The organism is Corynebacterium parakroppenstedtii (assembly GCF_019754935.1).
Lineage (GTDB): Bacteria > Actinomycetota > Actinomycetes > Mycobacteriales > Mycobacteriaceae > Corynebacterium > Corynebacterium parakroppenstedtii.
The window spans coordinates 172,627-186,803 of sequence record NZ_JAGSOA010000001.1 but is presented as its reverse complement, the minus strand read 5'-3'; the positions used below and the strand labels follow the sequence as shown (position 1 = coordinate 186,803).

Here is a 14,177-nt window from a genome sequence, read left to right as displayed (position 1 = left end):
AGCATTTGTGGTAGTTGAATACGTCCACACTCTCTGATTTAGTGGAATGGCTACAGTTACCTATTTGTCCTGTATCTATTTTCCCTGTCCCCGGAGCTAGGAGAATTTGTGCCATCGAGCCGAACACGTCGTCGCCGTCATCTTGCTGGGCATAAACAAAACGCCATAGCCGTGACGGTGGCATTAGCTGTGTTGTTGGCCGGCGTGATTACTTACGTCGTGTACCACAACGTAGCAGGGGACAAGGACGACTTTTCGGGGAACGGAAACTCAACGTCTGCCCTGGTCAGAGTGGACGAAGGGGACACGATTTCCTCGCTGTCCTCGACGTTGGTGGACAAGAAGATCGTGTCGTCGCGTCGTTCGTTGATGAATGCGGCAAAGAGCAAGGGCAATGCTGTTAACTTGCAGCAAGGCTATTACGTCCTGCATCAAAAAATGTCCTCTCAAGCTGCTATCGACGCGCTGATGTCTGACGAAGCTCGACGAGGGGTCGTCGATATTCCGACCGGGGCTACCTTGCACGATGTTCATGTTGTCGGCGGACAGACGCGGGCAGGCATTTTTTCTTTAGTTGCTAAACAAGCATGTGTTTCTAAAGATAGTGATTGTGTTTCTACTAGTGATCTTGAAAAAGCCGCGGCGAATAGCAGTTTAGAGGAATTGGGCGTTCCATCATGGGCGTCCAAAGCAGTGTCGGCGCGTGGAAACGATTCCAAACGGTTGGAGGGGCTTATCAACCCCGGTGTCCACATTTTTGACCCCACTGCATCGCCTACGGATATTCTCGAAACACTGGTCACCGAAGGTGCCAAGGCATACGAAGGCACCGGATTATCATCAGCAGCGCAAACCGTGGGGCTGTCGGAATATCAACTACTGACGGCTGCGTCACTCGTCGAGCGTGAAGCGCCTCAGCAGGATTTTGCGAAGGTTGCCCGAGTTATTAAGAATCGCCTCGATAAACCGATGAAACTCGAGTTCGACTCGACGGTTAACTACGGGTTGGACGAGCAAGAGGTCGCGACGACGAACGAGGACCGTGAGAAAAAGACTCCGTGGAACACGTACGCAATGGAAGGATTGCCTGCGACCCCCATCGCATCGCCATCGCTATCTGCGGTGCACGCGATGGAAAAACCTGCCGACGGTGACTGGCTGTACTTCGTGACGATCGACAAGAACGGGACAACCGTGTTCAGCCACGATTTCTCCGATCACGAGGCAGCGATTAAAAAAGCCCAAGAAAGTGGAGTGCTTGACAGTGCCCGTTAGTTCCGAAGAAGGACAAGGAAGCGACAGTCGAGAAGGACTCGATCGGCATTATGCCGCAGTGCTGGGAGATCCTATCCAACATTCTCTTTCGCCCGTGCTCCATGGCAACGGCTTTCGGGCGGCTGGCCTCGAGAATTGGTCGTACGAACGTATCCGTTGTCCCAAGGGCGAACTTGAAAAAACGATCAACTCTTTAGGCCCTGAGTATGAGGGCTTCTCAGTCACCATGCCGGGCAAATTCGAAGCTCTCGACTTTGCGACCGAAGCTACTCAACGCGCGAAGCTCATCGGATCCGCCAATACGCTGGTGAAAATAAAACCAGCAAGCAGTGACACGCTGTCAACGGATGATGTTTCTGGATCAACTCAGTGGCGTGCAGACAATACCGATGGTGAGGGCGTAATAGGAGCCGTTCAGGAGCTTCTCACAGCCAAGACTTCGTCGTCCTCCGAAAACGACTCCCATTCAGCGATGGCGACGAATGCAGTCATCGTGGGTAACGGTGGCACCGCCCGGCCTGCTTTATGGGCTCTTGCTCAGTTGGGATGCCCCAACGTCACTGTGGTAGCTCGATCATCGCGCGCGGAACAACTCCGTCCGCTAGCGGAAGAACTGGGTGTCGACTTTTCATGGACGCTGTTCGAACACTCGGAGACGGCGTGTGCGAATGCCGACGTCCTGGTGTCAACAGTCCCATCGGTGGCAGCAGAACCCTACGTAGAGCTATTAGCGAAGGCTTCGGCGGTATGCGACGTGATCTACAGTCCATGGCCGACGCCACTGATATCGCACTGCCTCGCGGTAGGAACGCCGTGCGTCGGCGGAACAACGATGCTTTTTTACCAATCACTCAGCCAATTCGAGCAGTTCACCGGGCATCAAGCTCCTCAAGCGGCGATGCGACAGGCTTTGGAAAAAGCCTCTGGGGTACCCGTCGAAGTTCTCGACGCTCCGGGGAGTGCGAGCTAAGGATATTCCGGTGAGATAGTACCGGAAGTTATCCACAGGCTTGTTTTATCCACAACTTCGGTGTTCGTGAGCGCGAATAGAATCACTCTGCCCTCCCTGATCGTGATGAAATCGCGACCATGCAACAGAGTGAGCATCCGCTCTTATTTGGCTTTCCCGTCTCGCCCCATGACATTTGTGTCACCGCTTTCATTGTGGCGAGTATCCTCTGGGCGCTCGGGGTAGTGTGGTTCGACTGCCGATATCGCCTCATCCCATGGCGTCTAACTCTGATCGGTTCTGCGATGGTCGTTGCCGGAGAATCCTGGCTTTTTCACGAGTGGACAGACGTACTGTGCTGTTCTGCCATCTGGTCAGGTCTCTACGCTTCTGTTGCCCTCGTGGGGGCATTCCTTGGTTCTCGACGGCCGGGAATTGGTGGCGCAGATATTTTAGTTGGTGCGGCATGCGGAGCATGGCTCACACATGGGGGAGTGTTGCTGGTCATTGTGGCCATAGGCTGCGCCAACATCATTTCGATCGTATGCAGCCTGTACACCGTGTACCGCCATGGACCACCAGAAATAGCCCACATTCCAGCGATGATGGGTGGGATAGTCGTCGCCACTATGACTGGGATGATGTAAAACGGTCACATTCAATACAGGCAGACCGGGTCGGTCCCGCGAGGAACGATGCACCCGTTATCGTCCCTCTGACAACCCAAGCTTGTAGATTTAGAATTCTGATAGCTTTACATGGCTACTACGTGGAAGAATGACTGTATGTTGCGTTGGAGCACCGCCGGAGAATCGCATGGTGAAGCGATTGTCTCCACAATGGAAAACATGGTTGCTGGCGTCCCACTCTCAACACAGGACGTGGCTTATCATCTAGCACGACGTCGTCTGGGGTACGGCCGTGGTGCACGGATGAAATTTGAACAAGATGAAGTCACACTTCTCACTGGTGTACGTCACGGCCGCACGTTGGGTAGTCCTATCACCATCGTGATTGGCAATACGGAATGGCCCAAGTGGACCACCGTCATGGCGCAAGATCCGATTGACCGTGACGATCCAGATGTCCAGGCAGCTATGAACTCCGGCCGGGGAGCACAACTCACTCGGCCACGTCCTGGTCACGCAGATTTCGCGGGCATGGTAAAGTACGGGACCCATGACGCGAGGAACATTTTGGAGCGCGCTTCTGCCCGGGAAACTGCTGCCCGGGTAGCTATCGCCACCGTTGCTCGTTCTTTCCTCCGTGAACTATTTGGCGTTGAAGTCTTTAGTCACGTCGTCAGTATTGGTGCGTCGGAGGTTGATGACTCAGCCCAGCCGCACTTTAGCGATCTCACACGCATCGACGAATCGCCTGTCCGTGCTTATAGCCCGTGGGCTGAAGAATCCATGATCAATGAAATCAAGGCGGCCAAAAAAGCAGGGGATACTCTAGGCGGCGTCGTTGAGGTCATCGTCGAGGGCCTCCCCATCGGATTGGGGTCGCATGTGTCGGCGGGGACTCGTTTGGACGCCCGTCTCGCTGGCGCATTGATGAGTATTCAGGCGATTAAGGGAGTCGAGATAGGCGATGGATTCGCCGAAGCTCGTCGGCGTGGATCGGAGGCTCACGATGAAATGGTTCGCGACGATGGACACGTCAAACGGCTGACGAACCGAGCCGGTGGCCTCGAGGGCGGAATGACAAATGGCGAAACACTGCGAGTGCGTGCAGCGATGAAACCAATATCCACAGTTCCGCGTGCGCTATCCACCGTTGACATGGAGACTGGTGATGCAGCATCTGCTATCCATCAGCGTTCCGACGTGTGTGCTGTTCCTGCCGCCGGCGTCGTCGCGGAAGCAATGGTAGCCCTTGTCTTGACACAGGCCGCTTTGGATAAATTCGGCGGTGACAGCCTTGCGGAAACCAAGCACAATGTTAAAAGCTATCTTCATCAGGTTAGTCAACGCTTGAGCTTTGACTCTGGGCTAGGAGAGTGAATGAAACCACGAGTTGTATTGATTGGTCTTCCTGGCGCAGGCAAGTCCACGATCGGACGCCGGCTCAGCCGTGCTCTTGGCCTCGACCTCGTTGACTCCGATGAACTCATCGAACAACGATGGGGCGGCATGACATGTGGCCGTATTTATGATCATTTGGGTGAAGAGCAATTCAGACTAGTGGAAGAGGACGTCATTGCCGACGCCTTGACCACTGGAGGCATTGTTGCGCTCGGTGGAGGGGCAGTCGTCTCGCCGGTGACTCGTCGGCGCCTCGTCGGCCATGAAGTCGTGTTCCTCGATGTATCCGCAGAGGAAGGTTATCGACGCACCCGCGGCTCCCTCACTCGGCCCGTGCTGCAGTCAGAGGACCCAGAGCAACGCTATCGCGATTTGGATGAGCAACGTCGGCCCCTCTATGAGGAGGTCGCGACTCTTCGCATTCGGAGTGACCGCCGTGGCCCCCAGAAAGTCGTCGCCAGCATTCTGAATTATCTTGAAACCAGTGAGTCCCGGGGGTCGATGATCCCCGACACCGCTGACGAATCCGCTGTTGCAGTAGAGGAATTTCTATGAGTACACCTAGTCGCGAGTCGACCGACACGGCGAGCGGTACAGGACCGTGGACAATCCCGGTGAACGGCAATAAACCGTATGACGTCGTGATAGGCCATGACCTCGTAGGCTCAATCGGAGCTGCAGCAGATTCCTACTCAAAAGTCGGAATTATCCACCAACCCACAGTTGCCGTCGCAGCCCATCGCATAGCCGATACATTGGCGGCACGCGATATATCCTCCTTTCTCGTAGATATTGACGACGCTGAACAAGGGAAAACCTTCGACGTCGTCACTCGGCGTTGGGACGAGTGCGCCAAGCACGGCGTGGGCCGACGGGACGCGATTATCAGCGTGGGCGGTGGTGCGGCAACTGATGTCGGCGGATTCGTGGCGGCGACATGGATGCGCGGCATCGATGTCATTCAAGTACCGACCACGGTGTTGGGAATGGTCGATGCGGCCGTCGGCGGGAAAACAGGTATTAATACACCAGCTGGGAAAAACTTGGTGGGTGCTTTCCATGAGCCATCGGCTGTATTTGTTGATCTCGACTTTATTAACGATCTTCCTCGTGAGGCGATCGTCGCTGGCAGCGCCGAAATCGTGAAAACCGGGTTTATTGCGGATCCGGAGATCACCAAACTCTATGAGCGTGATCCCGATCGGTGTCTCGATGTAGCCGGGGATTTGCCCGAGTTAATTCGCAGAAGCATCGCTGTTAAAGCGTCGGTTGTTTCGCAAGATCTTAAAGAATCAAGCTTGCGTGAGATTCTCAATTATGGGCACACTTTTGGACATGCCATTGAGAAGGTCGAGCACTACACATGGCCTCATGGTCATGCGGTTGCGGTGGGAATGTGTTTTGAGGCAGAACTTGCCTGCGTGACAGGGCACCTCAGTGAAGCGGTCGTGCAGCAGCATCGAACGATTCTTCAATCATTGGGCTTGCCTACGCACTATGATGCTGCCGCGCTCGATGATCTCATCGATGCGATGAAGATGGATAAGAAGAACAGGGACGGGAACATCCGATTCGTGATCCTTTCTTCCCATGATTCGGATTCCCTCGATTCTGACACGGGTAGTGGGTTGTCGGCTGGGGATAATTCCAGCCAGGTTCCACGTCCTATCCGGCTAGCTGGGCCTAGTTATGAAGACCTTCAGACTGCCTTTATGCGCATGAATGATAGGGGAGAGTCGTAGTGACTACTGATAACAAGCCAGCTTTGCGCGTATTAGTTGCCAACGGCCCCAACCTGGATCGTCTGGGTAAACGGGAGCCGGATATTTACGGGTCCACGACGCTCGAAGACGTCCAAAACATGCTCCGCGAACGCGCTGAATCCTTCGGTATTAGCGTGAGCTTTTATCAGTCGAACCATGAGGGCGACATGATCGATCGTATTCATCGTGCCGCCGATGAGGGCGAAGCCGTCGTTATTAATCCGGGGGGATGGACGCACACATCGGTGGCCCTCCGCGATGCGTTGGCTGAGATCGCTGACGGTGCGGGCTTTATAGAAGTCCACATTTCAAATGTGCATTCTCGTGAGGATTTCCGACGGCATTCCTATCTGAGCCCGATTGCCCGCGGGGTTATTGTGGGTTTGGGAGTTGAGGGCTACGCCTACGCCCTGGATTTCCTTGCGCGCGGTGACAAGTAAAACTTTGCTAATACTTCACTACTCAGGAGGTATTGATTGATGGATCGTGAAAAACTTTATGCTCAACGCCGAGATGCGGCGCGAGAGTTGCTTAACAAGGCCGATGTACCTGCTCTTTTAGTTACTAATTTAAAAAATGTTCGTTATCTCACGGGGTTTAGTGGATCAAACGCAGCACTCCTGCTGACCACTGATGGCGAGGAACTCCTTGGCACTGATGGTCGATACACCACTCAGGTTGCCGACGAAGCCCCCGGCATTGAAGTTCTCATCGAACGTGACACAGTTCCTGCTGTTCGTAGAGCATTTGATGGAAAAATCAGCGTTGAAACTAGCCTCAACCTTGGTGAAGCGCAGCGCTTAGGCGATTACACGGTCACTCAAGACCTCATTGAGGATCTGAGAATGACCAAAGACGAATCAGAAATTGCCGCGCTTGACGCTGCAGCGGCTGTGGCCGATAAGGCATGGTTGTCGCTTCTTGAGGATGAAGTCATCCGCGAAGGCGTTCCCGAAAACATCGTGGCTGCCGAACTTGAGTACCGCATGAGGAAATTCGGCGCAGATGGAATCTCCTTCGAGACGATTGTGGCGTCGGGAGTTAATGGTGCAAAACCGCACCACAGTGCAAGTACTGACCCGATCCCCAAGGGCCTCATCACCATTGACTTTGGTGTGTACCTCAACGGATACGCTTCTGATCAGACTCGATTGGTATCGGTCGGGGAGCCCCCGGAGAAGCAGCGCGAGATTGCGGACACTGTCTACCGCGCTTTCCTTGCCGGTTGTGAGGCGCTACGGCCCGGAGCAGGTCTGTTCGCTATCGATAAGGTGTGCCGCGACATTATCGACGACGCAGGCTATGGCGAGTATTTCGTCCACTCGACCGGTCATGGAGTGGGACTCGACGTCCATGAGAGGCCATACTCTGCTTCACGTACCGATAAATCAAAGACCATTGACGTCGGCCAAACCCTGACCATCGAACCCGGAATTTACGTACCCGGTCTGTCAGGGGCACGAATTGAAAACACGTTGGTGGTCACCGAGGACGGTTCGCGGCCACTCAATACCAGCAGTCCGGCGCTGACCGTCGTCTAGTAGGGTAGATCGTGTACGAGGTCTTCGTCACGGTAGTGGAATGGGCTAAGCCAACCCGGATTGTCGATATCCACTCACGAAGTGCCAAGGTTATGTGACATCGATATCTCAGGATCATGGTGTGTCCTGAAGGATGAGGAGTTTTCAGTGGCAACTACTGCCGATTTCAAAAATGGGCTAGTTCTGAAACTTGACAACAAACTTCAGCAGATTGTGGAGTTTCAGCACGTCAAGCCGGGTAAAGGGCCAGCGTTCGTCCGTACCAAGCTCAAGGACGTTGTATCCGGGAAAGTCGTCGATAAGACTTTCAATGCTGGTGTCAAAGTTGAGACCGCGACGGTAGACCGCCGTGATATGACGTACCTCTACAACGATGGCACAGATTACGTGGTCATGGACGATAAGAACTACGAGCAGATTCCTCTTTCGCCGGAGCTGATGGGTGACGGTGCTCGGTTCTTATTGGAAAACATGCCCGTCCAGGTCTCTTTCTATGAGGATCAGCCCCTGTTCGTCGAGTTGCCGGTTTCCGTGGAACTGAAGGTCAAGCACACCGATCCCGGTTTGCAGGGTGACCGTTCGACGGGTGGCACGAAGCCAGCGACCCTCGAGACTGGAGCAGAGGTGCAGGTTCCTCTCTTCATTGAGACCGGCAATGTCCTGAAAATCGATACGCGTGATGGCTCCTACCTTTCACGCGTGAATAACTAAGGAACATGGACGTGGCAGACGACAACGTTGGAGCGCCCTCATCTGCGGACACGCCCTTACAGAATGAGTCGGGCGAACAGACCCACCAGAACCAGTCCTCCGCCCAGGAGCGGTCAAAATCCACTCGTAGTGGATTCAAGAGGCATGGGTCGCGCTATAAAGCCCGACGTCGGGCCGTCGATATTTTGTTCGAGGCAGAATTCAGGGATCAAGATCCTGTGTATGTCGTCGAGCAGCGACGGGAATTGTCTCAAGATCTGGAATCCGGTGTCTTACCTGTGTCCGACTACACGGCGACGATCGTTGCAGGCGTCGCAGAAAACCTGGACGGCATAGATTCCGCGATTGCCTCTCACTTGTCCTCGACGTGGCGCTTGGACCGTATCCCTGCTGTTGACCGAGCCGTCATGAGGGTGTCGACGTGGGAGTTGCTTCACAATGAGGAAGTGCCTCCGAAGGTCGCAGTTTCTGAGGGGATCGAGCTGGCTTCCGAATACTCGACGGATGTTGCCCCGGCGTATGTCAACGCGGTTCTGGATGACATCGCTGGAGAAGTGCAGCGTTCGCAGTCGAATGGCGAATCATGACATTCGGTGCGCGGTAGGGAAGTCTCTGCGCCTGAAATAGTCATAGTCGAATAGCTCCGTCAGTACTCACCGGCGGAGTTTTTCTATGCCTTTTTCTTATGGTGCGGTGGTCCGCTACCACGTTGCGTTGGGCGTAATTGAGTCACGGCGAAGGGTGAGCGGCATGGTCTATCCCGGCCCTCATGCCACCCTAAATAACCCCGAAATAGGGTAATTTTTGCGCCATAATTTCAGTTAAGGGACCTGAGGGTCATTTCTACGATTAGCAATGTAACAAAAAAGTTACGGATTGATAACAGCTAAGAGCTGGAGTTTTAGTATGGCTGGAATAGGAATAACTTATCGTTGTGCAATCGGTGCCAGATTAATCTGATAACAGACAGAAAGGTCTATTGAAAGACATTGTAAAACTGGATGTAGAAAACCACTGCCGTTCGTATAACCTAGTCATGCCGACGGAGCCACAGCCAGTCAGCGTTTACCCACTATTCCGGGCCATGCTCATCAAGGGGGCCAAAGGAGCGGTAGACGTGGTGTCACCATTGTGGATCCCGGCCCTACAGCGCGTCGCGCCGCAGGAGGGGCTCTATCTGGGTCGATAGAGAAATGCGGATCGTGACAGACGCTTTGGGTCGGAGGGGGCGGATGACACCCCGGCTGTGGCTCCGTTTGCACTCATACGAGAACACACTAAAAAAGCCCCGCTAGGGGGCTTAGATAGAGCTTTGAACATTAGCTCAGCGATTCGGCTAGTTCGCGATTCGAATTCGATGCGTCGCGATTCCATGGGAGCCGGCTACTCAGATTATTCCGAGTCCACCATTTTTCGAGCGCGACGCCGACGAGCGGAACAACGATCGCGATGCCCCAGCCCAGCAAAATGTCAAACACATAGTGCTCAGCGAAAAAGACCAGAGTAAAGCCCATCGCGAAGGCATATATAAGGCACACAACACCAAGTTTTTTACGTCGTCGCGCAAACATGTACGTTGCCAAGTACATGGTGAGCGCGGCATGGAGGGATGGGATAGCCGCGACAAGGTTCGATTCCTTTTGACCGCGTTCGATCAGCGCACCAATCCCTGAAGATTCGTCTGAGGTCGACGACTGTGAGTCACCCTCCGACGTATCGGCCGCGACCGTCTTGGTCTCACGATCGCTCGGGGTCTCTTCAGCATGGGCTACGGCCGCCGAGAAACTGAGGTGGTTAAGCTTCTCCCACCCGCGAGCACTCAGTCGCTCAACCCACGGATGAGTATCATCGTGTTTTCCATGAACAGGGCCGAGGATAGAACCCTCACCAGCGTGATCGTCGACAAACATGCATCGGACGCTACGTGGCCCGTCGGCAACATCCGCGGGTGCGCATCGACCAGCAGCCCAGGGGGGCGCGGCAGGAACGAATACATAGCCGATAAGCCCAATAAACGACACGGTCAGCATGCCGGCAGCGAAGCGCGCGAAATCGGCGCGGGACCGGAGCCATTCGCCGAAGGCCATAATATATGGCGTCACAAAGTAAGAGATGTAGACAATGGCCAAGATAAGTTCCCACCATGGCGGGTTCTCGAAGCGAATCTGCTCCTGCAACCAGACCGTGGGGACGGCGCCGAACATTGCCTTATCGATATCCGGAGCTAAGTGCCAATGAACGGGCAGTCCAAGCTGCAAAGACCACGTTCTCGTGTTGTCATACGCAACGAGAAACAGGAAGAACGGGCTCCAGTCAACGATCAATTGATAGAGGTGGCGGCGTCCGATCGACAGTGCGGCAAGCCCGCTAGTTAACACAATAAACAGCGTTGAACGGCCAAAAGGCCATCCTCGAAATGTGATCCACGCTATGAGTCCAAGTACCCACACAGAGACGGCAAGTCGACGGGTAAACGTGAGCTGTTTCGTCGACATGTACCTGAACGGTGGGAGGATGGGGCGAAACTCTTTCGGACTCTGTTTCGCTGGCCGAGAAGATTGAGATAGCTCAGCTTCGTGTGTGGGCTCCACAGATGGAACGCTGGTGGGACGTTCTCCTTCTGCCATAGTCCTGACATCCTTACTCTTCAAAAGGTGACAATGCTGAGCAGAGTCGACCGACAAAAGATAACGTGTTGAGGGTACTCGGCTTCACTCGACGTAATCCAGAAACACTGTTCATATGCGTCAAAGCACGTGAACCGATACACACAAATGAGGGCTGAGAAAGCCTGCAATCGTCTCATGGCCGTGGTAAAGTCCTGAGCGATATCAACAATTTCACATCATTAGGAGTGACATCCTTTAACGGACTGCACCGAGAGGCAGGGAAGGAGGTCACGATGAATACAGCACGTACGTCTACGCCGGCTACTGACGCGATGGAGACAGAGATTCTCTCATCCGACGACGTCGGCCGTACTGTTGCACGCATCGCGCACCAGATAATCGAAAAAACAGCACTGGATGCCGACGACGCCAAGCGCGTCGTCCTGTTGGGAATTCCCAGTGGGGGCTTTCCCTTAGCCGAGCGATTAGCTCACCTCATTCACGAATTCGCGGGAGTCACGGTAGACACGGGGGCATTGGACATCACCCTCTACCGCGATGATCTTCGTCATAAACCCCACCGAGCTCTCCAACGCACATCAATTCCCGACGACGGAATCGACGGAAAGACGGTCATTCTTGTCGACGATGTTCTGTACTCCGGTCGAAGCGTGCGATCGGCGCTAGATGCGTTGCGTGATATCGGGCGCGCCAGCATCGTCCAACTTGCTGTCGTGGTGGACCGAGGCCACCGCGAACTGCCCATCCGCGCGGACTACGTCGGGAAAAATATTCCGACATCCCGTTCAGAAGACGTTATCGTCTCCCTCGAAGAACTCGACGGCCATGACGGTGTCGTCCTGCGCCGGCCAACTACTGGCGCTTCATCGTCGTCGGCGGACGAAACCGCGGGGGAGAACTCCACTCATGAGGGGAGCAACTCATGAAGCACCTTCTCTCGATGGCGGATCTCTCTGCCGATGAAATCACTGGCCTCTTAGACGAAGCCCAGAACTTTAAGGAAGCTCTCGAAGGACGCGAGCTCAAGAAGCTGCCCACCCTCCGAGGCCGCACAATCTTCACCGTGTTCTACGAAAACTCCACCCGCACACGATCCAGCTTTGAAACAGCAGGAAAGTGGATGAGCGCCGACGTCATCAACATCAGCGCATCATCCTCAAGTGTGAAAAAAGGGGAGTCCCTCCAAGACACCGGTTTAACTCTCACAGCGATTGGTGCCGACGCTCTCATCATTCGCCATCCCAGCTCCGGAGCGGCGCAGCAATTGGCGCACTGGGTGGCTCCCAACGGCGACGGTCCCAGCGTCATCAACGCTGGTGATGGTGCCCATCAACACCCGACGCAGGCGCTGTTGGACGCGCTTACTCTTCGGCAACGCCTCGGCGGAATCAACGGGCGAAAAATCGTGATCGTGGGGGATATCCTCCACTCGCGCGTCGCGCGTTCTAATGCCGAGTTATTGACAAAACTGGGGGCGGAAGTTGTGTACGTTGCCCCGCCGACGCTGCTCCCGTATGGGGTAGAGACGTGGCCGGTCCGGATTTCCTATGACATGGATTCTGAGCTTGCCGACGCCGATGCCGTCATGATGCTGCGCGTTCAAGCCGAACGCATGGCCGGAGGGTTCTTCCCCAGCCACCGCGAATACGCCACGTTATACGGAATGAGCACCGCGCGTGAGGCCAAGATGAAAGATAAGGCCATCATCATGCACCCAGGCCCCATGCTTCGTGGCATGGAGATTAATTACTCCGTAGCGGATGCCCCCCGAACTGCGGTTTTGCAACAGGTCAACAATGGCGTCCACGTCCGCATGGCGGTCTTGTTCTCGCTCATCATCGGTACCCACGGACAATCTCACACAAAGAAGGAGTCATAAATTGAGTGCTCAGTCGTGGCCGGAAACCGGCACACAGGCACCACCTGCACGCGGTTCGATCCTTCTCACAGGAGTGCGCCCGTACGGTGAAGGCGACCCCACGTCGGTTCTGATTACCGACGGCGTTATCGCGGAAATTGCCCCAACAATCGACGCACCTGAGGACGCTCGAGTCCTGGACCTGTCCGGTCAGGTGTTGTTGCCAGGATTCGTTGACATCCACGTCCACCTACGCGAACCGGGCCGTGAAGACACCGAAACGTTGTTAACCGGCTCCCAAGCTGCAGCGCGTGGCGGTTTCACCGCGGTCTTCACCATGCCGAATACCAAACCCGTGATGGACGACCCATCCATCGTCGAATCGGTGTGGTACAAGGGCCAAAATATCGGCCTCTGCGATGTTCATCCCGTCGGAGCCATCACAAAACAACGTGAAGGGAAAGAGCTTGCTGAACTCGGCATGATGCGGGATTCAGAAGCTAAAGTTCGGATGTTCTCCGACGACGGAACATGCGTGAATGACCCCGAGGTGATGCGTCGAGCTGTGGAATATGCCAAGGGGCTCGACGTTTTACTCGCCCAGCATTGTGAGGACGCACGGTTAACACAGGGCGCTGTTGCCCATGAGGGAACGGTCGCCGCCGAACTCGGGCTTCGCGGATGGCCACGCGTTGCTGAAGAATCAATTGTCGCTCGCGATTCCATCATGACCAGGGACTATGGCGGTCGCGTCCATATTTGTCACGCCTCCACCGAAGGTACGGTCTCCTTGGTGAAATGGGCCAAAGAACAGGGACTTCCTGTCACCGCCGAGGTCACGCCCCATCACCTTATTCTTACTGATGAGCGCCTTCGCACCTATGACGGTGTCAACAAAGTTAACCCGCCTCTTCGCGAAGAGCGGGATGTTCTCGCGCTTCGTGATGCGCTGCGTGACGGCATCATCGATTGTGTCGCCACTGACCACGCCCCGCACGGATCCGAAGAGAAATGCTGTGAGTTCGACCATGCCCGTCCGGGAATGCTGGGGCTGGAAACATCACTGAGCATCATCTCCCAGCTCTTTGTCGAAACGGGACTGGAAGATTGGCGTTTTGTCGCCACGGTGATGTCCGAACGCCCAGCGGAGATCGTCCGGCTTCCGGGGCAGGGCCGTCCTATCGCGGTTGGCGAGCCAGCCAACCTGACCGCGATTGATCCCGATCACCGGTGGGTAGCCACCGGGAAGGACCTCGCTTCCAAAGCCGATAACACTCCGTACGAGGGCATGGAATTCCGCGCCAAAGTCACCACCACGATTCTCCGTGGGCACATCACCTGTCTAGACGGTGAAGCCTCCCAGCCCTTGGATAGAAAGGTTCACTAGTGAGTACATCGCCCACATCGCTACACACGACCGGCT

14 protein-coding genes are annotated in these 14,177 nt (G+C 55.0%); 13 read left to right on the top strand and 1 reads right to left on the bottom strand.

Going from position 1 to position 14,177, the window contains the following annotated elements; genetic code table 11:
* Window positions 1-108 precede the first annotated feature (108 nt).
* The 10 genes from mltG to nusB all read left to right on the top strand — a co-directional run bounded on the left by mltG (window position 109) and on the right by nusB (window position 8,853).
* The gene (mltG, locus tag KCQ76_RS00790; RefSeq protein WP_046202269.1) at window positions 109-1,275 is read left to right on the top strand and encodes an endolytic transglycosylase MltG; all 1,167 of its coding nucleotides are present in this window, start codon (window positions 109-111) and stop codon (window positions 1,273-1,275) included.
* A complete protein-coding gene (locus KCQ76_RS00785; protein WP_082089838.1) occupies window positions 1,265-2,245 on the top strand; it encodes a shikimate dehydrogenase in 981 nt (326 codons plus the stop codon). The genes mltG and KCQ76_RS00785 overlap by 11 nt, the downstream gene beginning before the upstream one ends.
* A 119-nt stretch (window positions 2,246-2,364) precedes the next feature.
* Window positions 2,365-2,871: a prepilin peptidase gene (locus KCQ76_RS00780; protein WP_046202270.1), complete on the top strand. Its 507-nt coding sequence runs from the start codon at window positions 2,365-2,367 to the stop codon at window positions 2,869-2,871.
* 138 nt (window positions 2,872-3,009) lie between these two features.
* Window positions 3,010-4,230 carry a chorismate synthase gene (gene aroC / locus KCQ76_RS00775; protein WP_046202271.1) on the top strand — a complete coding sequence of 407 codons (1,221 nt, stop codon included), beginning with the start codon at window positions 3,010-3,012 and terminating at the stop codon, window positions 4,228-4,230.
* Complete coding sequence (locus tag KCQ76_RS00770) at window positions 4,231-4,806, top strand: shikimate kinase (RefSeq protein WP_046202272.1); 576 nt, start codon at window positions 4,231-4,233, stop codon at window positions 4,804-4,806.
* Entirely contained in the window at window positions 4,803-5,993 is a 1,191-nt protein-coding gene (gene aroB / locus KCQ76_RS00765; RefSeq protein WP_046205188.1) for a 3-dehydroquinate synthase, read from the top strand. The genes KCQ76_RS00770 and aroB overlap by 4 nt, the downstream gene beginning before the upstream one ends.
* 23 nt (window positions 5,994-6,016) lie before the next feature.
* Window positions 6,017-6,454: a type II 3-dehydroquinate dehydratase gene (gene aroQ / locus KCQ76_RS00760; protein WP_046202407.1), complete on the top strand. Its 438-nt coding sequence runs from the start codon at window positions 6,017-6,019 to the stop codon at window positions 6,452-6,454.
* A gap of 39 nt (window positions 6,455-6,493) precedes the next feature.
* Window positions 6,494-7,555, top strand: coding sequence for a M24 family metallopeptidase (locus KCQ76_RS00755; RefSeq protein WP_046202274.1), 1,062 nt, complete (start codon window positions 6,494-6,496; stop codon window positions 7,553-7,555).
* A 147-nt stretch (window positions 7,556-7,702) separates the two neighbouring features.
* Entirely contained in the window at window positions 7,703-8,266 is a 564-nt protein-coding gene (gene efp, locus KCQ76_RS00750; RefSeq protein WP_012731637.1) for an elongation factor P, read from the top strand.
* A gap of 11 nt (window positions 8,267-8,277) precedes the next feature.
* Window positions 8,278-8,853 (top strand): transcription antitermination factor NusB, encoded by a 576-nt coding sequence (nusB, locus tag KCQ76_RS00745; protein WP_046202408.1) that lies wholly within the window; start codon window positions 8,278-8,280, stop codon window positions 8,851-8,853.
* A gap of 732 nt (window positions 8,854-9,585) precedes the next feature.
* Here nusB and KCQ76_RS10695 read toward each other — a convergent pair.
* The gene (locus tag KCQ76_RS10695) at window positions 9,586-10,761 is read right to left on the bottom strand and encodes a phosphatase PAP2 family protein (protein WP_046202409.1); all 1,176 of its coding nucleotides are present in this window, start codon (window positions 10,759-10,761) and stop codon (window positions 9,586-9,588) included.
* 407 nt (window positions 10,762-11,168) lie between these two features.
* On the opposite strand from KCQ76_RS10695, the gene pyrR reads away from it, so the two are divergent.
* The 3 genes from pyrR to KCQ76_RS00725 are packed head-to-tail and all read left to right on the top strand — an operon-like array spanning window position 11,169 to window position 14,141.
* The gene (pyrR, locus tag KCQ76_RS00735; RefSeq protein WP_046202275.1) at window positions 11,169-11,822 is read left to right on the top strand and encodes a bifunctional pyr operon transcriptional regulator/uracil phosphoribosyltransferase PyrR; all 654 of its coding nucleotides are present in this window, start codon (window positions 11,169-11,171) and stop codon (window positions 11,820-11,822) included.
* On the top strand, window positions 11,819-12,775 hold the full coding sequence (locus KCQ76_RS00730; RefSeq protein WP_046202276.1) for an aspartate carbamoyltransferase catalytic subunit: 957 nt from the start codon (window positions 11,819-11,821) through the stop codon (window positions 12,773-12,775). Before pyrR ends, KCQ76_RS00730 begins: the two co-directional genes overlap by 4 nt.
* A 1-nt stretch (window position 12,776) precedes the next feature.
* Entirely contained in the window at window positions 12,777-14,141 is a 1,365-nt protein-coding gene (locus tag KCQ76_RS00725; RefSeq protein WP_221914772.1) for a dihydroorotase, read from the top strand.
* Window positions 14,142-14,177 lie beyond the last annotated feature (36 nt).

Coding starts and splice junctions, on each gene's coding strand:
- KCQ76_RS00755 (WP_046202274.1), top strand. CDS start 6,494: ATGGATCGTGAAAAACTTTATGCTCAACGCCGAGATGCGGCGCGAGAG.
- KCQ76_RS10695 (WP_046202409.1), bottom strand. CDS start 10,761: ATGTCGACGAAACAGCTCACGTTTACCCGTCGACTTGCCGTCTCTGTG.
- aroC (WP_046202271.1), top strand. CDS start 3,010: ATGTTGCGTTGGAGCACCGCCGGAGAATCGCATGGTGAAGCGATTGTC.
- pyrR (WP_046202275.1), top strand. CDS start 11,169: ATGAATACAGCACGTACGTCTACGCCGGCTACTGACGCGATGGAGACA.
- aroB (WP_046205188.1), top strand. CDS start 4,803: ATGAGTACACCTAGTCGCGAGTCGACCGACACGGCGAGCGGTACAGGA.
- KCQ76_RS00730 (WP_046202276.1), top strand. CDS start 11,819: ATGAAGCACCTTCTCTCGATGGCGGATCTCTCTGCCGATGAAATCACT.
- KCQ76_RS00770 (WP_046202272.1), top strand. CDS start 4,231: ATGAAACCACGAGTTGTATTGATTGGTCTTCCTGGCGCAGGCAAGTCC.
- KCQ76_RS00780 (WP_046202270.1), top strand. CDS start 2,365: ATGCAACAGAGTGAGCATCCGCTCTTATTTGGCTTTCCCGTCTCGCCC.